Annotated in this window: 22 protein-coding genes and 8 pseudogenes; 5 read left to right on the top strand and 25 right to left on the bottom strand. The window is 40.6% G+C overall.

Annotated elements, in window-relative coordinates; genetic code table 11:
• Nucleotides 1-306: 306 nt before the first annotated feature.
• The 6 genes and pseudogenes from C820_RS12875 to C820_RS14665 form a co-directional block, all read right to left on the bottom strand.
• Nucleotides 307-1,197 carry a DNA topoisomerase gene (locus C820_RS12875; protein WP_004033145.1) on the bottom strand — a complete coding sequence of 297 codons (891 nt, stop codon included), beginning with the start codon at nucleotides 1,195-1,197 and terminating at the stop codon, nucleotides 307-309.
• Between the two features lie 54 nt (nucleotides 1,198-1,251).
• The gene (locus C820_RS12870; RefSeq protein ID WP_004033150.1) at nucleotides 1,252-2,037 is read right to left on the bottom strand and encodes a DUF4366 domain-containing protein; all 786 of its coding nucleotides are present in this window, start codon (nucleotides 2,035-2,037) and stop codon (nucleotides 1,252-1,254) included.
• Entirely contained in the window at nucleotides 2,024-2,275 is a 252-nt protein-coding gene (locus tag C820_RS12865) for a DUF4315 family protein (RefSeq protein ID WP_004033151.1), read from the bottom strand. Before C820_RS12865 ends, C820_RS12870 begins: the two co-directional genes overlap by 14 nt.
• Before the next feature lie 112 nt (nucleotides 2,276-2,387).
• Entirely contained in the window at nucleotides 2,388-2,816 is a 429-nt protein-coding gene (locus C820_RS12860; RefSeq protein ID WP_004033152.1) for a hypothetical protein, read from the bottom strand.
• 299 nt (nucleotides 2,817-3,115) lie between these two features.
• Nucleotides 3,116-3,520 (bottom strand): annotated as a pseudogene (locus C820_RS14670) (C40 family peptidase); the annotation flags it as partial.
• An 84-nt stretch (nucleotides 3,521-3,604) separates the two neighbouring features.
• Nucleotides 3,605-3,844 (bottom strand): annotated as a pseudogene (locus C820_RS14665) (M23 family metallopeptidase); the annotation flags it as partial.
• Between the two features lie 2 nt (nucleotides 3,845-3,846).
• Here C820_RS14665 and C820_RS12850 point away from each other — a divergent pair.
• Nucleotides 3,847-4,668, top strand: coding sequence for a helix-turn-helix domain-containing protein (locus C820_RS12850; protein WP_004033159.1), 822 nt, complete (start codon nucleotides 3,847-3,849; stop codon nucleotides 4,666-4,668).
• Between the two features lie 64 nt (nucleotides 4,669-4,732).
• On the opposite strand, the gene C820_RS12845 is transcribed toward C820_RS12850, so the two are convergent.
• The 16 genes and pseudogenes from C820_RS12845 to C820_RS12770 all read right to left on the bottom strand — a co-directional run.
• Nucleotides 4,733-4,945 carry a helix-turn-helix domain-containing protein gene (locus C820_RS12845; protein ID WP_035295401.1) on the bottom strand — a complete coding sequence of 71 codons (213 nt, stop codon included), beginning with the start codon at nucleotides 4,943-4,945 and terminating at the stop codon, nucleotides 4,733-4,735.
• Between the two features lie 100 nt (nucleotides 4,946-5,045).
• A pseudogene (locus C820_RS12840) lies at nucleotides 5,046-5,177 on the bottom strand (Maff2 family mobile element protein); the annotation flags it as partial.
• 99 nt (nucleotides 5,178-5,276) lie between these two features.
• Nucleotides 5,277-6,518, bottom strand: a pseudogene (locus C820_RS12835) (VirD4-like conjugal transfer protein, CD1115 family); the annotation flags it as partial.
• A gap of 28 nt (nucleotides 6,519-6,546) precedes the next feature.
• Entirely contained in the window at nucleotides 6,547-6,726 is a 180-nt protein-coding gene (locus C820_RS12830; RefSeq protein ID WP_035295403.1) for a transposon-encoded TnpW family protein, read from the bottom strand.
• A 231-nt stretch (nucleotides 6,727-6,957) separates the two neighbouring features.
• Complete coding sequence (locus C820_RS12825; protein WP_004033165.1) at nucleotides 6,958-7,368, bottom strand: ester cyclase; 411 nt, start codon at nucleotides 7,366-7,368, stop codon at nucleotides 6,958-6,960.
• A gap of 47 nt (nucleotides 7,369-7,415) precedes the next feature.
• Nucleotides 7,416-8,921 carry a MobQ family relaxase gene (gene mobQ, locus C820_RS12820; protein ID WP_004033166.1) on the bottom strand — a complete coding sequence of 502 codons (1,506 nt, stop codon included), beginning with the start codon at nucleotides 8,919-8,921 and terminating at the stop codon, nucleotides 7,416-7,418.
• Between the two features lie 218 nt (nucleotides 8,922-9,139).
• Nucleotides 9,140-9,343, bottom strand: a pseudogene (locus tag C820_RS12815) (DUF3847 domain-containing protein); the annotation flags it as partial.
• A 161-nt stretch (nucleotides 9,344-9,504) separates the two neighbouring features.
• Nucleotides 9,505-10,269 carry an alpha/beta fold hydrolase gene (locus tag C820_RS12810; RefSeq protein WP_004033167.1) on the bottom strand — a complete coding sequence of 255 codons (765 nt, stop codon included), beginning with the start codon at nucleotides 10,267-10,269 and terminating at the stop codon, nucleotides 9,505-9,507.
• A gap of 8 nt (nucleotides 10,270-10,277) precedes the next feature.
• Nucleotides 10,278-10,664 (bottom strand): GNAT family N-acetyltransferase, encoded by a 387-nt coding sequence (locus tag C820_RS12805; RefSeq protein ID WP_004033168.1) that lies wholly within the window; start codon nucleotides 10,662-10,664, stop codon nucleotides 10,278-10,280.
• Nucleotides 10,654-11,073: an SRPBCC family protein gene (locus C820_RS12800; RefSeq protein ID WP_004033169.1), complete on the bottom strand. Its 420-nt coding sequence runs from the start codon at nucleotides 11,071-11,073 to the stop codon at nucleotides 10,654-10,656. Before C820_RS12800 ends, C820_RS12805 begins: the two co-directional genes overlap by 11 nt.
• A gap of 126 nt (nucleotides 11,074-11,199) precedes the next feature.
• Nucleotides 11,200-11,442, bottom strand: coding sequence for a helix-turn-helix domain-containing protein (locus C820_RS12795; RefSeq protein ID WP_004033170.1), 243 nt, complete (start codon nucleotides 11,440-11,442; stop codon nucleotides 11,200-11,202).
• The gene (locus tag C820_RS12790; protein WP_004033171.1) at nucleotides 11,435-11,854 is read right to left on the bottom strand and encodes an RNA polymerase sigma factor; all 420 of its coding nucleotides are present in this window, start codon (nucleotides 11,852-11,854) and stop codon (nucleotides 11,435-11,437) included. Before C820_RS12790 ends, C820_RS12795 begins: the two co-directional genes overlap by 8 nt.
• A gap of 258 nt (nucleotides 11,855-12,112) precedes the next feature.
• Nucleotides 12,113-12,490: a replication initiator protein A gene (locus tag C820_RS12785; RefSeq protein WP_004033173.1), complete on the bottom strand. Its 378-nt coding sequence runs from the start codon at nucleotides 12,488-12,490 to the stop codon at nucleotides 12,113-12,115.
• A gap of 186 nt (nucleotides 12,491-12,676) precedes the next feature.
• Complete coding sequence (locus C820_RS12780; RefSeq protein ID WP_051057727.1) at nucleotides 12,677-12,913, bottom strand: hypothetical protein; 237 nt, start codon at nucleotides 12,911-12,913, stop codon at nucleotides 12,677-12,679.
• A 57-nt stretch (nucleotides 12,914-12,970) separates the two neighbouring features.
• The gene (locus C820_RS12775) at nucleotides 12,971-14,614 is read right to left on the bottom strand and encodes a recombinase family protein (protein WP_004033175.1); all 1,644 of its coding nucleotides are present in this window, start codon (nucleotides 14,612-14,614) and stop codon (nucleotides 12,971-12,973) included.
• 46 nt (nucleotides 14,615-14,660) lie between these two features.
• Nucleotides 14,661-14,903 (bottom strand): annotated as a pseudogene (locus C820_RS12770) (type IV secretory system conjugative DNA transfer family protein); the annotation flags it as partial.
• Nucleotides 14,904-15,460: 557 nt separating this feature from the next.
• On the opposite strand from C820_RS12770, the gene C820_RS12765 reads away from it, so the two are divergent.
• Nucleotides 15,461-16,111: a hypothetical protein gene (locus C820_RS12765; protein ID WP_004033176.1), complete on the top strand. Its 651-nt coding sequence runs from the start codon at nucleotides 15,461-15,463 to the stop codon at nucleotides 16,109-16,111.
• Nucleotides 16,112-16,433: 322 nt separating this feature from the next.
• Here C820_RS12765 and C820_RS14605 read toward each other — a convergent pair whose 3' ends face one another.
• The 3 genes and pseudogenes from C820_RS14605 to C820_RS12750 all read right to left on the bottom strand — a co-directional run.
• Entirely contained in the window at nucleotides 16,434-16,649 is a 216-nt protein-coding gene (locus C820_RS14605) for a DUF3847 domain-containing protein (RefSeq protein ID WP_347562951.1), read from the bottom strand.
• A gap of 95 nt (nucleotides 16,650-16,744) precedes the next feature.
• Nucleotides 16,745-16,900 (bottom strand): annotated as a pseudogene (locus tag C820_RS12755) (transposon-encoded TnpW family protein); the annotation flags it as partial.
• A gap of 79 nt (nucleotides 16,901-16,979) precedes the next feature.
• Nucleotides 16,980-17,474: pseudogene (locus C820_RS12750) on the bottom strand (DUF4368 domain-containing protein); the annotation flags it as partial.
• 1,320 nt (nucleotides 17,475-18,794) lie between these two features.
• Between C820_RS12750 and C820_RS12745 the strand changes: the two are divergent.
• Genes C820_RS12745 through C820_RS12735 form a run of 3 tightly spaced genes read left to right on the top strand, consistent with a single transcriptional unit; the run spans nucleotide 18,795 to nucleotide 20,598 of the window.
• Nucleotides 18,795-18,986, top strand: coding sequence for a helix-turn-helix domain-containing protein (locus C820_RS12745; protein ID WP_004033181.1), 192 nt, complete (start codon nucleotides 18,795-18,797; stop codon nucleotides 18,984-18,986).
• Complete coding sequence (locus tag C820_RS12740; RefSeq protein ID WP_004033183.1) at nucleotides 18,979-19,671, top strand: response regulator transcription factor; 693 nt, start codon at nucleotides 18,979-18,981, stop codon at nucleotides 19,669-19,671. Before C820_RS12745 ends, C820_RS12740 begins: the two co-directional genes overlap by 8 nt.
• Nucleotides 19,672-19,674: 3 nt before the next feature.
• Nucleotides 19,675-20,598: a sensor histidine kinase gene (locus tag C820_RS12735; protein ID WP_004033184.1), complete on the top strand. Its 924-nt coding sequence runs from the start codon at nucleotides 19,675-19,677 to the stop codon at nucleotides 20,596-20,598.
• The last annotated feature ends 156 nt before the right edge of the window (nucleotides 20,599-20,754 follow it).

Here is a 20,754-nt window from a genome sequence, read left to right as displayed (position 1 = left end):
ATAATGTTTCGTTTTGTTATCTATTAAAAAACTGTCAAACAAATGGAGTTGATATACAAATAGTCAAAACTAAAGCAATTGACATAAATTTTTTTACTATCATAAAATCACTTCTACTTTAATAAAAATTAAAAACTTTAAAACTTTCTCTTCTATCCTCATTGTCATTATTTTTTTATTAATTATAATATTTTTGAAAAAGTGTGTCAATTGGTGAAATTATTACAAATTTTACCAATATATAAAGATATTTTTGTCGTTTTTGTCTTATTATGATGTAGTTGATATTAGTACGAGGGTATGTCGCTATTTTTTTTCATACAGTGATTGTAAATATTCCAGTGTTTGTTGTGTCGTATAACCATAAATTTTGTTTGCCTCTCTCTGCAATGTGGTTAAATCATATAATTTTGGTGGTTTTTCTATTTTTTGTTTTTGTTCTACACTCTGAACAACAGCAGTTTTTCCCAAACATTTTTGTTTTAATTTTTCAGCGTCTGTTTTACTTTCTATTTTTTCGCTGATGGCACAAAAATCAACGCAGTCAATTTCTACTTGATAAAATTTTTGTTTTTGAAAGCTACTGATTTCTTTTTCTCTTTCTGTTAAAAAGGCGAGAGTAGGGGTCATGACTCTGCCAACATTTAAAGTTTTGTGATAAAGACATGAAAAAAGTCGACTTGCGTTAATGCCAATTAACCAGTCGGCTTTTGCTCTGCACAATGCAGCGTCATATAAACTATCATATTTTTGACTATTTTCTAATTCTGCCATACCTTTTACTATGGCACTGTCCTCTAGTGATGAAATCCAAAGTCTTTTGACAGGCTTTTTACAGTTGCATTTTTGATATACTAGGCGGAATATCAACTCTCCTTCCCTTCCTGCGTCTGTAGCACAAATCAATTCTGTGACTTCTTTTTTTGCTATCAGCTCTTTTAATATTTCAAACTGTTTTTTTGTACTAACATTTACAGTATATTGCCACTCTTGTGGAATGATAGGTAAATTTTGATAATTCCATTTTGAGTATTTTGTATGGTAGGTATCTGCTGACGCAAGCGACACCAAATGTCCTACACACCATGATACAATGTAATCCTTTGCTATGATATAACCATTTTTTTTGCTTGTAATGCCTAACACTTTTGCAATACTTTCTGCAACACTTGGTTTTTCTGCAATAATCAATCTCATACTATCCCTCCTTATAAAAACAGCCTTCAAACTGTTACTTGAGGTTGTTTCATATTATATGTATCCATCTGGAACATCATCATAATATTCCACATCAGAAGTTTTATTTTTTTCTTCTGCAATATCATCTTCATTTACAAAAATTTCTTCTTTGTTTTCCTGTTCGTCCTCATTGACAATTTTTTCTTCTGCTTCTTCATCATCGTCATCAATATATTCTTGTTTTGGTCTGTAAACTTTGAAATAATAACCAACAACGATAGCAATTACAATGCCTATGATTGAAAAAATAAGTGTTCCTTTTTCTGTAGGAATTTCTCCTCTTTTTGTTTCAGTTTCTTGCGTTTCCTCTGTATCTGTTGTTGTTCCAACACATTTTTTTAAATTCACACTACACAATTCACATTGCACATTTACCATACCTGCAACACATTTTTGAGTGCAGGTACAAACAGGCTCTTTTTGTTCTGGAATAGCTGTTTCTTTTGGCTTTTCTGCACTTGTCAGTGAAAACAAATCTTGTTCTGTAACCTCATTTAAAAAATAAACATTTTCACTTTCTCTTGCTCTGTCTACAATCAAATAAAATATATTTTCATTGGGAGTAGATATTGTAAAAAACTCTTTTTCATTTTCTGTTTTAACATCATCTACTACAGTCGCATTTCCTTTGGGTGTAAATCCTCTGGGAGTGGTATCTGGCTTGTTTTCGCTGTCCATGCTTGCGGATGCAGAACTGGTTGTTTGTGTCTGTACCATAGCAATCGCCTGTATAGGTAAAAGCATTATAAAAATACACAAAAACATTGCCGTAAAATATTTTATGCTATTCTTTTTCATCGCTAATGACCTCCTTTTTCATTTTCTCAATGATTGCCTTTACATTCATGTCTTGAATTGCCTTCAAAACATATTTTAATTCTTCTGGTTGTACTTTTATACTTCTGACTGTTTGTACAATTTCATCATTTTCAGCTTGTGTTTTTTGCTTTTCTAAATCTTCAAGCTGTATTTGTAATTCGAGCATTTTTTCTTTTAATTTTTCAATATTTTTTGCAATTTTTTCTGATTTCATCATAGTATTTTTCCTCCTAAAAATTCTTTTTGTGTTGTATTTATAGTTTTTGAAAATAAAAAAGTAGCTGATTATCTATTTATATAATCGCTACTTAAAATAAAAAGTATTTAGTTTATATATATCCCTTTTTGCTAAGTAATTTATAAATCAGTGCTTCTCTTACCACTACTGTTAGTACATAAGAAACACATTTAAATATTTGAAAAATATTATCTGTATGGCTTTCTTGACATTTACTATAAAATTCTTTATTTTCTGTATCTTTTGAACAACTATTTCTTTGTATTTCAATTATTGTTTTACGAATGTCTGCTCTTTCTTCTGGTGAATCAGCATTTTTCATATTTTCAAAAAGTATGTCATATGCAGGCTGATTTGCTTTATATAACTTTTCTAGATACTCTGCATTGTCATCAATAATTTGCATATCATAATTAGACAAATTATTCATTCCTGTTTGGACAATATCTTTATATATATCTAGTTGATGAAGTTTTAAATTTTTCTTTTCCGACTTCTTGTTTAGAGTATTTTTGACCATAAAAAAGTTCTCCTTTCTCCTTTTTAGTTAAAAGTTTTTATAAGATAATTATAAGATAATCACACATCACTTGTAATGAAATAATACATTTATTTAATTATTAAATATTATTATTTTATCATAAGTACATATACAATTTCAATAAAATTCACTTAAATTCCTTTCTAGTATTTTTTATAAATAACATTTTTTATATTAACTATCACTTTTCTGATTTATTAGCTCTGTATGTTATGTAAGTGGTGAAAGTATAAATTAAACAAGTGTAGCTATCTTTTTCATTTTTTTATCTCTGCTTATCATAAAAGTCTACCAAAACCATATAGATGTTTTTGCCAATAATTACTGTTGATATTTGCATAGGAAATCGGATCTCCGGCGTGCAACATTTGTCCGTTACCTACATAAATGCCAATATGGCTTACTGGGTTTACACTATCATATGTACCAGTAAAAAATATGAAATCACCAGGTTGTGCATTTTCTGTAGAAACAGGGGTACATTGATTATAAATACCTTGTGCGGTTGTTCGTGGTAAGTTGTGAACTCCCGATTGTGTATATACCCAACATATAAAACCACTACAATCAAATGAAGTATTGGGATTACTTCCTCCCCAAACATAAGGATAACCAAGATATTTTTCTGCTTCTGTTATCAATGCTCCAAAACTACCATCTCCCATAGCACTTCCTGAATATTCTGGTATCACAATACCGCCTTCTGTTCCAGGTAATGTACCTTTGCCATCATCGCCATTCTCTACAAAATACATAGGATTTAGGTATTGCCCATTATGAGTGACTTCTAAATGAAAAGTTTTATCACTTGTAAAAGCAATTTCTTCTCCTTTTTTTACTTCTTGCCCTACAGAAACATTACACATTGCCCAGCCAGCGTATTTACTTTGATATGCCTTACTATCTTCCATCACAATATAATTTCCTAATATACTATCACTACTAATTTCTGAAATTACACCATCTTGCTTTGTGTGGTATTCTGTTTTCGTAAAGGAGAGATTTATCTATGAAAACGCAAATAAGCATACAGGAACGCCTGAAAGACCTGCGTGTGGAAAAGGGACTGACCTTAGAACAGCTATCACAGCAGACGAAAATCCCAGCTTCCACGCTTGGCTCTTATGAATCTGATGATTATAAAGAGATACCCCATAGGAACATCGCTGACTTGGCAAAATTCTATGAAGTATCAGCGGACTATCTGATTGGTCTGACCGAAAACAGACAACTTGACAATATTTCCATATCCGACCTGCATCTGAGCGATGCCGCCCTGTCGCTTCTCAAAGACCGGAAAATTAACACGCTGCTCCTTTCAGAGCTTATTACCCATGAGCAGTTCAGAAAACTCATGCTTGACTTAGAGATATATGTTGACGGTCTTGCGGATATGCAGGTCAAATCACTTAATTTTGTAGTGGATACAAGCAGAAAATCGTTGCTAAAACGCCACAATCCCGATGAGTATAACCTGCAATTAAATACTCTGAACGCACAGCATATTGAACTGAATGAGTATTTTTCCCATGTAATTGATGATGATATGCACACCATTATCAAAGACATTAGAAATGCCCATAAAGGCGATATTGACTCCGCCCCGTCCAAAACCCTGACCGAACATTGGGAAGAAATTCTTGAAAAAGCGGAAAAATTTGCGGGTACTTCAAAACAAAGGCTTGCATACATATTCAGCCAGTTTTTGAAAGTCAAGCCGACTGAAAAGAATATTGACGATATGGCGGATATGGTCGGACAGTCTGAAATCCTAGAGCCTGACGCAAAGAAACGCAGGAACAGTGCAAGGAAAAAACGCACGAAGGACTGAATTTCTGCAAAACAAAAGGAACTGCATATTATCCGCAATTCCTTGTTTCCAAAACTGCAAGGCATTATTCCTCTGCCTTGACCAATTCTACTACGTCCTTCAGTTCACAATCCGGCGCATCGCATATCCGTATGAGCGATTCCAGCGAAATATGCTGCCCCTTGTTCATGTTGGCAAGCACATTTGTGGTAAGCCCTGCTTCGATGCGCATCTGGCTCTTGGTCATTCCCCTTTCTAATAGCAAATGCCACAGAGGTAAATAACTGACTTTCCGCATAGCAGTCCTCCGTTATCCGGCAGGTGCCTTTCCTGCCTGTTTTCTGTATTTGTTTTATCCATTCTATCAGAGATATTGTCTTTTATCAATCAAATCTTGACTGTGACTTTGCTCCAGCGTTATTATTTCTATATCCTTCCAGTAAGTTAATAATTCCCCATACACCAAGCCCTGCACCTAACGCCATTACTAATGCTTTCAATGTTTCGATTGCCTGTGTAAAAAATTCCATAAAATAACCTCGCTTTCTGTCGCTTATGCGACCATCACATATTAAAAAGTTTTGTATATATAAAAAGACCACTGTCATTTGACAGTAGTCTTTTCTATACTACACGATATTTGTTTCATACACTTCAAATACATCATCTGATTTTACTTTTAACTGATGTTTGAGATACTTTTGTACATAAAATTTATTTTTTTCGTCATAGTCAGACAGTTTTTTATACTGTGGGTGTTTTGTAATATCATATTTATTGGAAAAGAAAGGGCGAACACCTTGTACTTGTAAAATACATTTTCCGCCGTCCATGACTGCAAGTTCATCTGTAGTCATCAATTCTTTTCCTAATTTTTGATAGTTTAAACCATAGCTTTTTTGATTGCTCCTTGTTTCACTTTCATTGCATATATCAATGGTTTCTTTTCCTAGTGTTTCAGAAATTTCTTTTAATGTACTTCTTTCTTTTCCTCCTAAAAACAGTACACAAGAACAGTTTCCTATAATAGTTTCAGCATGGTCTTTGTAAATTGCTTTGAGCTGGCTTTGTGTCTGCACAATAATATGTGCTGAAATTTCTCTACTTCTTATCACAGATATTAGATGTTGAAAGTTAGGGATTTTTTGGTTTGCGAACTCGTCCAACAAACAAGTTACATGAATAGGCAATGCACCACCATGCTCTATTGCTTTATCACATAATGTATTAAACATTTGTGTGTACATCATAGCTGCTATAAAATTGAATGTGACATCTGTATCAGAAACAATAACAAACAGTGCTGTTTTTTCTTCTCCTAATTTATCAATTTCCAATTCATCTGTTGTCATTAAATTTCTAACTTCTTCCATATCAAAACAAGAAAGTCTAGCACCGCATGAAATCAATATTGATTTTGCTGTTTTTCCTGCTGCAAGTTTATATTTTTTGTATTGTCTTACTGCAAAATGGTGAGGATTTTTCTGTTCTAATGCTAAAAATAACATATCTACAGCATTTTGAAAGTTTTCGTCATCTTCTCTTACTTCTGACGCATTTAACATTTCTAAAAGTGTTGTCATGTTTTTTTCTTCTTCTGGTGCTTCATACCATATGTAAGCAATCAACGCTTGATAATATAATGCTTCAGCCTTCTGCCAAAAATCCTCACTGCCTTTGGTATCCTCCCCTTTGGTGTTTTCCATAATACAATTCACTAATTTTAATATATCATTTTCACAGCGAATATATTGAAAAGGGTTATATTTCATAGATTGTTTAAAATCAATAGTGTTTAATATTTTTATTTTGTATCCGTTTTCTTCTAACATTTTACCACACTCTATTACTACTGTACCTTTTCGGTCTGTTTGTCAAGGACATAGAGAAAAGTTTTCTTCATTTCTTTGCGGATAGGTCGTTTTCCAGTAACCGCATGACTTTATCGCTCATGCGCTCTGTGCTTGTCTGGCTGAAATGGAGCGATAATTCATAGGTGGTCTTGCCGATTTTCCGCTTGACGGTCTGCGGTTTCGGGGCGTCGGTGGTCTTAGTGGCTGTCTGTGTGATTTCCTGCATAGGCTCTCCTTTCTGATTTTGGCAAAAGAAAAAGCAGGAAGTCCGTTTCAAGATTTCCTGCTCGGTAGTGCTACTGTGAGGGTAGCGATTATTCAATTTTCAATGGCTGTGTTACACAATAGAAGTCCATTTTTGAGGGCAAAGGTATAAAATACCGTCTTTGTGATTTTGACGCTTAAAAAGCCTTGTAGAATAGGCGTTTTAAGCCGCCTACTGCGTAACATAGTTCCGTTATACTGGCTTGACTAAATGATGTTCAATGAATGTTTCAAAAGTATTTGCCGCTCCTCCATGTTCCACGATTTTTCCATCTATCACTTTATCAATGTCAACGCCTGTTATTTCTAAAACTTTATTTGTCGGTTTTATACCTATAAATTCGCCTTTATGAGTTCCACGCATAATAAACTCTGAAATAACATAATCTCCGTCTGAATACTGACGGATAATTTTCATTGCATAATCGGGATAAGTTTCTTTTAGGGCAACAAGATGTTTTCTCATACCGACTATTCCTATATGGATTTCTTTTTCTCCCACTTTCTGTACGCAATCATCTGATATATAGCGGTCTAACTCATCAAGCCTGTTTTCTGAAACAATAACCTCATAAAAGGCTTTTACAAGTTCGGCGTTATTCATTCAACCCACCTCCATTTTGTCGCTATTATACCACTTATCCGGCACGATTACAATTCCATATCCCGCCGTTTGCTCTGCGCCTTTTCTCTGGTCTGCTCTGGCTGTACCGCCTGTTCCACGCATTTCTTGACGGCTTCGGCTTCCTGCACCTCCGCTTTCAAGGTCTGCAAATCGCTATACAAGCTACTTTTCTTTTGGGTAAGGTTGGCAACCTCGGATTTCCATGCTTTTAGCTTCAGCACATTGTCTTTCCCTAAATGCTCTTTGAGATAACGCTCGACACTTTGATACAAAGTCAATGCGGCTCGGTGGCTCTCAAAAAATGCGTCCTGCTTCTTAGGCTTGGTCTGCATATAGGCTTTGTAGGTAGGGCGGTGTTCCAGATATTTCTCGGCTTGGTCTATCAGTTCTTTACGCTCATGGAGTAGCTTTTCTGTCTGCTTGATTTCCCCGTTTGTATTCCAGTATCGCTTTTTCATCTCCGATACAACTTCCTGCAACTGCACAAGGGTAGTGATGTTTCTGCTCTGCAAGAAATTAAACGCCTTTGCGTACAGCTTCAAGTCTTGGATTTTCCCGTACCGGCTCTGCGGTGCGGCGGCTTCTGCATAGGCTCTGTTAAGCAATTCTAAAAGGGTGGGCGGCTGTTCTGGACGCTCGGAAGGGATAGGAACGGAAGGGAATGGATTGACCGATTGATTTTCCTGTGCCTGTGTAGTCTTTTCTTTTATCCATGCTGTGAGGGCGGCAATCCGGCGTTTGACTTCCTTTAGCAGACGGTTTTGTTCCCGTATTTCTCTGTTCTGGTTGCCCTTATCAGTTACAATCCCTCTGCGCTCCATTTGGGTGGCGGAAACGCCCATGTGGACGGTTGGTATCTGCTCTATGCCTTGTCGCTTATAGGAACGGTGGTCTATGCGTTCCGGTCTGTCCTGTGCGGCAAGATAGCGGTTTGCAATATCCGCCCACGCCTGCCGCCATACCTCGGCTTTCTCTTGGCTGTTCCAGTCAACCGTATCAACCTTGCGGCTCTTAAATGTGCCGTTTTTCAGCTTGATACGCTGACCGTCCTTGTTTAAAAGATATTCCTTTTTTGACTTTGCTCCCCACTCGCCGGACTGCTCCAACGGGCGCATGGTAAGCATGATGTGGGCGTGAGGGTTTCCGTCCCCTTTATCGTGAATGGCAAAGTCGGCGCACATTCCAACCGACACAAAATTTTCTTTCACATACTCCTGAACAAGCTGTATCTGCTGTTGCCTGTCAAGTTCTGCGGGCAGAGCAATCTCAATCTCCATTGCAAGCTGTGAGTTCTTGGCTTTCTCGATTTTCTCCACGCTGTTCCATAGGGTAGAACGGTCTACAAACTCCGGCGGCGCATGGGGCGGCAAGAGGATTTCCGTATGCACAATACCGCCTTTCCTCGTAAAGTCATGGGTAACGCCGTCATAGTGGTTTGTGAGGGTTTCTCCGCTTCGGTAAGCGGCGGCGGCAACGGCTGATTTGCCTTTCCCTCTGCTGATTATCTTAATACTGCAATGATATATCGCCACGCTGTCAACCTCCTTTCGGGCGGCATATTCAGACTTCATGGCAGATGACAGACTGCGAAGCAGGGTATCGTCTGGCGTGAAGTACACAAGGGGTAGGGAATGAAATTCCCGTAGGGGAGAGTAGCTCCCCTGTATCAGCGGAACGCTGATAAAAGCCCTCGGCAGAGCGCACACACCCGTAAGGGTGTATAAGTGCGCCCTTGTCAAGCAAGGGAGATTTAATTCTCCCCGTTTTCTTCCCAGATTTCCCGTAAATGCTCCTGTGCCTGTGCGGTCTGAAAAGCAATCTCCAACAAGTCCTTTATCTGCTCGTTGCTGTACCGTTCCGGCTTCTCCAACAGGCTTTCCAGTATCGCCCCACGCTCAATAAGGCGGTGTGTCCTTGCCTTGCGTTCTGCGTCTTTTTTCTGGTTGAGAAGTTTCCGCTTTCTGTTCTATAACTGCCGGATTTCTTCCTCGGCTTTTGCAATCTTTTCTTCAATGTCTGTCATGGTTAAAATCTCCTTTCTGATTTCGGGCATAAGAAAAGCAGGAAGTCCGTTTCGGGATTTCCTGCTCGGTGGTGCTACTGTAAGGGTAGCGGTTATTCAGTTATGTGTTGGCTTATGAAATTTTTTATCAGCGTTGCAGCTTCTTCCGCATTGGAAAAGAGAGAGGGGTGTCCTCCGTTTTGGAAAAGATATACGGAAGATTGAGAAAGCATAGAAGCCATTTCTATATATTCTTCCTCTATGTTGTTTCGGCAACTTTCATCTTCTCTACTTCCCATGAATAAGATAGGTATTTTTAATTCCTCCAACGGCTTATGGAATAGTGGACGCTTTTCCTCCGCACACTTCAATAATGCTTCTGTATCAAGATCAACCACCTTTTCCCAGTCTGCACCTTGACACAATTCGTAAAATTCCCTTGATTGTGTATCTTCTTTCGCCGCTTTTCTTTCAACTAAAAGGTTTGCGGTAAAATTTTCATTAAGAGTGCGCCCGTCAAAGCTGTCTGCTATGACTGCATGAAACAAGTCGGGGCGTTCCAGTGCCGCATTGACCGCCGCCCATGCGCCGCCACTTGTACCGATAAGGCTGACTTTTCCGCATTGTAAATATTCAGTAAGAGCAATCGTCTGTAAGGCTTCATCATGCCACATATCCGGCGAAAAGTTATCTACTCGGTCTGACTGCCCGTTTCCTAAAAAGTCAATCAAAATACATCTGAAATTTTCTGCATATAGCGGCATAAGAAATTCAGACATTTTAGAAGAAGCTGTATTGCCATGTAAGAAGATAATCGGCTCGCCTTGTCCGTATTCTTCATAAAAAATGGCTTTATCTTGATATTTGAAATATGACATACTCGTACCTACCTTTCTTTTGTTTTATTTATCATGTATGATTGCAAACTTTTTTGACAGCCGTTTTTTTCGTAAAATGCTTCTACACCCGGCTGTGCGCCAAAATACAACATGGTTGGGGTGTTCTCCTTTGTAAGTTCAAGAAGTTTACTGCCTACGCCTTGTTTTTGATACTCTGGAAGAACAAGTAATTCTGTAATTGTTCCAAAAAAATATCCGTCTGTAAGAATACGCAAACACCCTACAAGTATTTTATTATCATACGCTGTAATATTCAGCGTTTTAGATAATGCGGCTTGTGTGCGCTCTATATCATAGTCGCCTTTCCATATTTGGTTGACAAAGGGAATGAAAGTTGAAGCAACAAGTTTTATATCATTTACTTTATATTCCATTTTGTTCCTCCATTAAGCATAATATTACTTTTTTCAAATCAGTGACAAATTGCGCTTGTTGTTTTTTTAGATAGGATTTGACAAAAGGTTTCATAAAGAATTTTTTCGCTGTTACATACTCTGTAAAATCAATCTCCGTTTCATTATCTTTGGAAATAAAAATACCAACCCAGTGTCCTTTCATGTTGCTGTTTTCCATGTCAAATTCCCAACGCTTATATGGTTCTGTAATAGTAATTGTAAAGGTGGTCGGATAGCCCTCTTTGGTATATTCGATAAACTGATTGTCGCTTATGACTTCTGTTTTACTCAAATCACTACGCCATGTGTAATTTTCAACCTCTGTAACAACTTTCCATACGCTATGAATATCACAAGGAATACTGGCTTTAATATTTGAAGTTGCCATTTTTAACACCTCCGCACAAACTCCGTTTTTGATGTCTTTATTTTACCATACCTCGCTTGTGTTTCCTATCCCTATTCAACAAGGGCAATCAGCTTTTTTCTGACTGCCCCTGTCTGTACTGCCGCCTTATCTGTCTATCTTGAAATTCTCCACAACAGCATGAATTAAGCGGCGTTCCATGAAGTCTTTTTTATCTGTGTCTATCCCGTAATACACAAGCCCCCTTTCGTCATAAACCGTCTTGATACATTTGTTGCGGATATAGCTTTCATAGATTTTCAATACCGTCTGAATAGCGGCGGCTTCTCCCTGTGTGGCGGCTATGATTACCTCAACGAGCAGATAGCGGTCTTTGTATCTTTCACTCATGGCGGCACACCTCCAATTCTTTCTGTATCTGCCGGACAGCCCTCATTTTGTGATAGCTGATTTTTCCGGCGTTACAGTTATGCAAGGCGGCAATCTCCTTGTTCTTGAAGCCTAAGAAAAAATACAGCAAGATGCTTTCACGTCTGTACGGGGTAAGCCGTTCTATGGCGTGTCCTAACGGCTCGCTCTGCACTTCTACAAGCCATTCCCTCACTTGGAAATGATAAACCATGCTTGGGTACTCGTCGGTGGTGCTGACCTCGGCTAAATCCTTTTCCAGTAGGGAAGAAAAGGACATTTCATGCTCCATGCGGCGGCGGTTGGCGTGGTAGTAGCTGATAGAAGCGTATTTCAAGACTTTCGTACAATATACGTCAAACTGGCGTTGTAAGATTTCTATGTTTTCATTCATTTTGGTTTTCCTCCTGTCTTTTTGTGTGATAGTTACGCAAAGCAGACAGGAGAGGTGGCGAACGGCACTTGACCGCTTTTTTTATTGGCTTCATGTTCCTGCACCAGACTTTCGGTTTCCGTAGTTCCTGAATTTCGATTATCGAAGTTCAAGAGTTTCGGTTATCGAAGTGTATAAGACTGATTATATCAATACAAGTATAATAGACTTATCTATCAATCCTATCCTTTCCTTTCCCAAACCCTTTCCCTCCCACGCCTACCAGTCATAGAGGGAAGTATCGTCCATGAAGTTCTTGACATAGATAATATTCGGTTTTCCTAAGCCTTGCCGGACACACTCAATCAGCCCGATACCTTTCTCGCTGTCTAACTCGGCAAACAGCTTGACAATCTTTTCAGTGCCGCATTTCAGCCGTTCCCTTGCGTTCTCCAGTGTGAAGTAGATAAACACACGCCCGTCCTTATCCGTCCAGCCGTTTTTCATGGAAAGCTCCATGCGGTCTATCAGCATACCATACAACAGCTTTGCATCTGTGGAGAGGGATTCAAAGCGTTCATCAGAAAACAGCAGCTTCGGTATGCGGTAAAATGCGTACTGCTCAGCGGCTCTGCCGTAGAAGTACGGAAAACTCATGCAATCAATCCTCCTTTCTCACCTCAAACAGCGCAAACGGCAAAAACAATGGGTAGGCATATCCTAATACCTTATGATATTTACAGCTTCTTAAAATCCTATTGGAATAGGGATTGTGAAGCGTAGAACGCCCCCAAAACGCCCTCATTTATCCGTCCTCGGCAATCTCTGTTTTGCCCGTTCTTTCTACTCCGCTGTGAGCGTGACGGTCTTTTCCTTTGACCGCAGGCTGATAAACCGCTTTGGCATGGAATAGGTCTTGCTGACTTCATCAGCCTTGATGCACTGATAGCACTGTGGATTTTTCTCTACCAGTTTATCAAGTTTCCGTTTCCATACGGGGTCTGCGGTGTAAATACTGGCGGTGTCCTCGGCGGCATTCAAAAGGATAATGGTTTCTTTTTCATAACGGCTTAATCTCATATCTGCTCCTTTCCGGCAAGAGAAAAGACACTCCCTAAGAAGTGCCTTTCCTGCCTGTCATGCCCTGTCCGGCGGCGGTAGTTCCACCTGCCCGACAAAGTTAAAATACACATCAATTTTCTGTTTCCTGTCTGTCCTGCCGCCTGTGGCTTCATGGACTACCACCTTTTCTATAAACTCATTCAGCATAGGGGTGGTAAGTTCCGTAAAATCCGTATATCGCCGCACAACGGCTATAAATTTATCGGCTTTTGTGCTGTCCTCGTTAAAGCTGTCAATCTGCGTCTGCAAGCCCTCAATCTCGGTTTCCAGTGCGGTCTGCTCTGTATCATACTCGGCTAACAGCCGTTCAAAATGCTTGTCGGGTATCTTGCCTGTGGCGTTGCCCTCATACAGCTTCTTGATTAGGGTATTCAGTTCCCCGTTGCGCTCGGTGGCTTCTGCAAGCCGCCGTTTCTGTTCCCTTTGCGTTTCTGCCATTTGTACGGTAGAGGTCTGCTGTACCTTGTCTATAAAAGCCTGTTCGTCCTGCCGCACATAGTCGCTGACCTCCCGTATTGCCGTTAAAATCAGTTCCCACAAAACGGAAGTCTTGATAAAGTGCATGGTACAGTTCCTTGTGCGCTGTCGGTAACTGCCGCATATATAAGCATCGTCTGCGTCATATTTCTTTTTCTTGGTGGGGCTTGGCTGTCGGTGCGTCATTTTACTGCCGCAATCGGCGCAATAGACAAGCCCTGTCAAGGGGTGGGGCGGTCTGTCATAGCTTGGTTTTCTGACCGTTTTCCGTAGCTTCTGCGCTAAATGCCATGTTTCTTCGTCCACAATGGCAGGGTGGGTATTCTTGAAAATCATCAGTTCATCCGGCTCTGCCTTGCGCCGTTTTTTAGTCTTGTAGCTGACGCTGATTGTCTTTCCCAATACTGTATGCCCCATGTATTCCTGTTTTTCAAGGATATAGGAAACAGCGGTAGGCGACCAGAGGCAGGGATTTGTAAAGCCCTTGCTGTGGTCATTTTCGGGACAGTGAGTTTTCGCATAGGCTGACGGTATCAGCACTTTTTCAGCGGTTAGAATGTCTGCTATGGCGGTAACGCCTTTCCCCTCGATTACCATTTGAAAAATCCGGCGCACAACGGCGGCAGGTTCTTCATCAATGATTAACTTCTGTTTATCTTCGGGGCTTCTCAAATAGCCGTATGGAACGCTTGGGGAAACACGCTTGCCGTCCTGCATACGGGATTTGAAAACCGCCTGTATCTTGCGGCTTGCGTCCCTTGCGTACCATTCGTTCATAATGTTTAGGAACGGGGTAAAATCGCTGTCCTGTTGGTTTGCGCTGTCTATGCCGTTGTTGATAGCGATAAACCGCACACCCTTTTCCTTGAACATGACTTCGGTATAAAAACCGACTTTCAGATAATCACGCCCAAAGCGGCTCATGTCCTTTACAATAACTGCACTCACATTTCCGGCTTCAACCTCTGCAATCATGGCTTGGAAGCCCTCACGCTCGAAAGTTGTTCCGCTTACTCCGTCATCTGTGAAGTGCCGGATAGGGGAATAGCCGTTTTTATGGGCGTAGCTTTCAAGAAGCTGTTTCTGATTTTTGATACTGTTGCTCTCGCCTATGAGTTCATCATCTCGGCTCAAACGCTCGTACAAGGCTGTGAATTTCATAGTCTGTGTTGCTGTCCTCATGCTCTGCACCTCACTTTCTGCGGCTTTATTTCCTCTGTCCTTAACAGATTAACCCTTTTGGGTCTGTTATTACATATGATGAGTTCATTTGCATTAAATTTGGCTTAACGTGATACCTTGTCTTACCACTTCCTGAACCACCTATCACAAGTACATTTTTATTGATATTATATTTGGGTATTTTGTTTCTGCCCATCATAATTCTTTCTGTTTGTGTTAATAAAATGTTGTTTTGAAATTTTGGGTCAATAAAAGGTTTGATGTCCTCAGAAGTTCCCCATGAAGCGTTTTGTCAAGTGCTTTTTTAAGTTATTGACGGAAAACTTTTCGGCATGGCGGGAAACGGGGCATAAAAAGGGGCATAAAACGCGCCTGTGGACGCTTAGAAGCCGTTTTCATGAGTAGGTAGTATAAAACCCTTACCTATGAATTTTCGTATCTGCAACGCCTTAAAAATCAAGCCTTTTCAAGCCCTATTGCGTAACATTCCATTCTGTTCTTTGGGAGAGGTCGGGGGCGCGGGGGCAGAGCCACCGCAAAACTTACCGCCAGCCGCCGCAGTAGTGCAGACGGTTTTGCCGTTAGAATGAAGCGGACGAAAGCGGGAGCAGGGTTGTAAAATCCTGTTCCCCGTTTTCGGCGGCGAAATGGCAACGGCAAAAATCCAGACGGTCAAGGGTTTAAGAGTGGAGATTTTTTCGCGCCCTTTGCGAAAAAATACTACTCGTCACTTGACGGCCTAGATAGTCGGAACGGCGTAGAATGGGGATTGTTTTTCGTGATTGGGTATGGTATAATTTTCCCCAGTACAAACCGATAAATCGGAATTTATGGGGGTGTTCCTAAATGAAAAAAATTTTTTTGCCAAGCTGTAAAGTAAAGGGAAAATATAAAAGTGCAAGTCAAAAGTTGCAGCGATATCTTGAGATAAAAGAGAAAGTAACAACGGTTGGGTGTTGTAAGGTGTTTTGCAGCAAGGTATGTCCTGAGGATACGGCAGTAGTTATTTGTAATAACTGTGCGGCTATTATGGAAGAAAGCAGTGCCGTACAGAAAATTGAATTTGTTTGGCAAATTATTGATAATGACCCAGAATTTCCATTTCCTGATTATCATGGCGAGAAAATGACCATTCAAGATTGCTGGCGTGCATATGAAAAGCGGTCTGTGCAGAATGCAATCCGTTCCCTTCTTCACAAAATGAATATAACAGTCATTGAATTGGAAGAAAATTATGAAAATACAAAATTTTGTGGTGCAGACTTATTGGAGCCATGTACAGATATTGAGAAAAAATTTGCTCCGAGGCGGTATGTAGTAAATGGTGCTGATAAGTACAATCCTATTCCTAAGGAGAAAGAAGATTTATGGCTTCAAAATTACTGCCAACAAATCGAAACAGAAAAAGTTGTTTGCTATTGTATGGCCTGTCTTGATGGTATACAGCGTGGTGGGAAAACAGCAGTTCATTTATTAGAACTTATTTTCCCAGAGTAATCCATTCAAACAGCTTCCAGTTTATCGGTCTAATAAAACTCCAAAAATTGCTATGGTCTGTCCTCCTTTCTGCGGGTCGTTCCCCCGTCCTTTTGTGCCGAGAGGCACAAAACGTCGTCTGCAAGGGTAGGGGCGCGAGCCCGTTGCCCTTGCGCCTCGTCCCCGTTCTGGCTCCCGCCTGCGCCGTCCTCGCGGGCTATATGGGTGGTTTTGGCGGTGAGTGGCGTGTTACCCTGTGCCGCCGTTTCCGCGCCCTGTGCGGGGGCTGTGGGGGCGTTCTGGGCGGTCAATTCGTCCAGTATGCGGCGGACGTGGTTGGTCATTACGTTTTTTCAAGGAAGGTCTTGAATTGTTCCTCTGTCAGCGGTATTGTGTCGGGGACAAGGCTTTCAAAAAGCCCCATGCGGCGGTATAGGCGTTTTGTCCTGTCCTTGCGTTCCTGTGCCTTTTGCTCCTGCACAAGCTGTCTGCGCCTGTTTTCAAGCTGTCGGATTTCTTCCTCAATGCTTGTGATTTTTTCGGCTTTGGTCTTTGCCACGGGTCAATCGCTCCTTTCATGTCTGGTGTGGAATGGATAGGATAGGAATGGAATGGATTTTTGCAGATAATCGTTTTCCCGTTTTATTCCTGCTTGTCTGCAAGTATTATTTTCAGCAGCTTGTCGCGGAATGTTTCTGTGCCGCTGTGGTTGAAAAACAGCTCCGCAACAATGGTCTGCCCGTTCCTGTGTGTCGTGATGATACCGTCCGGCTTTCGGGGCGGGGTGGGGGTTTTGTTCTTTTCTGTCAATAGGTCGCTCCTTTCTTTGGGCGTGAAAAAGGGATTTCCCGTAATTGGAAAATCCCTCTTAGCTGTTGGCTGTTTGGTTTTACTGTGCGGTTGCGGCGGCTTGCGCCTTTTTTCTCGCTCTGTATTCCCGCGCTTTGATACGGTCATACTCCCGTTGCTTTTCAATATTTTTAGCGCGGTAGGCTCTGGAATATTCCCAGTAGTAGGCGCGGCTCTTTTCCTTTTTCGCTTCTTCGATTTCCTCCCGCATTTGTCTGATTTCCTGCTCTGTCGGCTCTGCAAGCTGTGTCAGTTCGTTCTCAAATTTGCCGATATGGTTGAAGTATATCCTGATATGCTGAATGGCGTATCTCGCCCGTTTCTGGTCGCGCTCATGCACTTCGATTTTGCTGATAAACTCGTTGAGAATGGCGGGGGTGAGTTCGGCAAAGTCGGCGTATCGTTCTGTCAGCTTCACAAACCTCTGCGCCCGTCCTCCCGCGTTCTCAAAAGCGGACAACTGCTCTTTGATTTCCGCAAGTTCCTCTTTCAAGGTATAGTATTCTTCCGAATACTTCCGCGACATCTGCTCGTAGCTGTAAAGGGACAAAAAGAATGACAAAAAGGTGCAGAAAGAATGACAATTTTATAAAGCAAAAAACGAGCAAAAAATAAAATATTTTTCACTCGTTTTTTTGTAAAAATGGTTGATTATCTCAAAAAAGCCTTGATTTACGGACATACACGCAGGATTTCAAGCGAAATTTACTACCAATTTACTACTTTTGAGGGAAAGAGCCTTGATATGCCGCCCGGAATCCTGCAAGCCCAAACACCAGCCCCCAGCATTGAAAAACTGAATAAAGAAATACTCCAAAGGCACGGCGTTTCTTTATCTCCAAACAAGGAGAACAGGAACGCCGCTTTTTTATACCCTTATGTTACGCATTAGGAGCAACAAGAGCCTTGTTATATGCGGCTTTCTGGGCGCATTTTTATTGAGGGCAAGGATTTATACCTTAACCCGGCAAAATGGCGTTCTATAGCGTAACAAATACAAAGCAAAATGGGTAATGAAGCTATGGCGATTTTCCAAGCAAGACACAACATGAACCGTCCGATATTGGGAAACCCGATATTGGATTTTCCGATACCGGGTAATCCGACGTCGGAAAATCCAATGCAATTAAATAAAGATATAAATAAATACTGATTTATAAAATACTATTCCTTTCCCTTCCTATCCTTCCCTCTCTCTCTATCGGAAAAACAATACAGCCGCCGGAATGGAAACGAAAGGAACAGGCATACAAAAACATTGGAAATTTATAGAGAGATTCTAAAGATCAGTATCAAAATGATATTCTCAAACAGTATAAGGTTTAGCATTTACAGACTGGACGCGATTGTCGGCTCCATGCCCGGAACTGTTTCCCCCAAGAGAACAGCAATCCGAATTACTGAGAACGCTTACCCTGCGCCGATAATCTGATAATAGCAAAGTTACGGTTGTTATGCACAGGGAGTAAAAGCCCTTTATCGGGAAATCCCCGGAACAACAGTTCTGTCAACACAAGGGGAATTTTCACTGCTCTAAACGGAAAATGCTTTTCCATGCGAGTAGGGCTGTTGTTTCGGGTAATGAAAATCCGCCGTAAATTACGTTTTCAAAGAAGAATAAGTTTCGGAGCAAGCATAGGAAAAGAGTACCCTTTTCCGTAAATCTGCCCGTATGCGGCTTGCCGGACAGATTTGCTTGTTGGGAAATATCCCAAACCCTCGTGATAGTTCTCTCACTACCTACAACACCGTACAAGACGATTAAAATGCCAAGCATTATTTAATTTCTTGAATTTATTCGGCTGACCGTATATAATTATAGCAATAGACCTTAGGAAAGCGAGGGAGACCGAAAATGTTAGAGTTTATTTCTGCCCCGGAAGCGGCGCAAAAATGGGGCATTTCAGAAAGACGGGTGCAAAAGTTATGTGAGGAAAACCGTATACCGGGTGTGGCAAAATTCAGCCGCTTGTGGTTGATACCAAAGAACGCTGAAAAACCAACAGATGCCCGCTTGAAAGCAGAAAGGAAGAAAAAACATGAATAAAGTTTTAATTATTGATGATGATAAAGAGCTTTGTGCATTGATTAAACAAAGTATTTTACAAGAGAGTATAGAAGCTGACTGCTGCTATTCCGGGAAATCCGGCTTGCTACAACTAAAAGAAAAGGAATACCAGCTCGTCATACTGGACGTAATGATGCCCGGTTTCGATGGTTTTGAAACATTAGAACAGATTAGACAGGAAAGCAGTCTACCTATTTTAATGTTTACATCAAAAAATGACAGTGCTTCAAAAGTGCGTGGCTTGCGGGCGGGAGCCGATGATTATTTAACAAAACCTTTTGATATGGACGAGCTGGTTGCCCGTATTGTTTCATTGATTAGACGCTATACCCGCTTCAACCAAAAAGACGGACAGACACAGAAATTTGAGTTTGACGGGTTGACGATTGATTTTAATAGCCGTTCCATTGTCACAATAAATGGAGAATATGAAATTCCCCCGAAAGAATTTGATCTTCTTCTGTTCCTTGCTAAAAATCAAGGAAAAATACTAACAAAACAGCAAATATATGAAAAGGTATGGGGCGAGGAATATGTGTATGATGATAGTAATATTATGGCAATCATTAGCCGTTTACGGAAAAAAATAGAAGAAAATCCCGGGAGCCCTAAATATATCCAGACAGTAAAAGGGATTGGCTACCGTTTCAGTAAGGAGGTATGACCATTGTATACAGAAGCTATCATTGTGATTGAAATAGTGATTGTCCTTTTATCTGTTTGCAGTTCTGCGCTGACCGTCCGGCGTGTAAAAAAGCAGATTTCGGAAATATCTGACGCTTTGGAAGATATAAAAAATGGGAATGGAAACAGGCGTATTTTAGCAGAAACACATGAGCTTGTTGCCCCTCTTGCTTATGCAATCAACGATATTATCCTGTCTTATGAAAAAAGGCTTTCTGCCTATCACCAGACGGACGAAACAAACAGGCAGCTTATGACGAGCCTTTCCCATGATGTAAGGACACCGCTTACCACTTTGATTGGGTATTTAGACGCTGCACACAAGGGGATTGTTGACGGAAAAGAACGTGATGACTATATCGAAACTGCCCGCCGGAAAGCGCATGACTTGAAAGAATATATAGATGTGCTTTTTGATTGGTTTAGGTTAGGTTCTAATGAATTTTCCATGAACATAGCGGAGATTGATTTAACAGAGCTGACACGGAATATACTAATCGACTGGATACCGATATTTGAAGATACACAGGTAGATTTCACGATTGACATTCCAGAACAGCCTTTCCGGGTGCAGATTGACCCAGACGGATATATGCGGATATTAAACAACCTTATACAAAATGTAATCTCCCATAGCCATGCAGATAAAATTGAAGTCGCTTTATCGGAACAGAACAGGAATATAAAAATTCTCCTGTCTGATAATGGAATAGGGATTGGCAAGGAGGACTTAAAGCATATTTTTGATCGGCTGTATAAATGCGATAAAGGGCGGTCTGAAAAAGGCAGCGGTCTTGGTCTGTCTATCGTACATGAGCTTGTTGATAAATTAAACGGAACAATAACGGCAGACAGCACACCGGGAAAAGGAACAATTTTCACCCTGTTTTTCCCTTTGATAAACTAATCAGCCCCCGCCACCCTATGGCGGGAGTAATTATTTGTAAAAATCGCCTTTTCCAAATTGCAAGGTTAATGCAAGATTGGTGCAAGGTTAATGCAAGGTTGGCGTGGTAGAATGGCAGACATGAAAAACTTTTATTTCATAAAAGGGAGGTTTCGC

The organism is Clostridium sp. MD294, assembly GCF_000364165.2.
GTDB lineage: Bacteria > Bacillota > Clostridia > Lachnospirales > Anaerotignaceae > Coprocola.
This window is presented reverse-complemented; position numbering and strand designations above follow the sequence as displayed.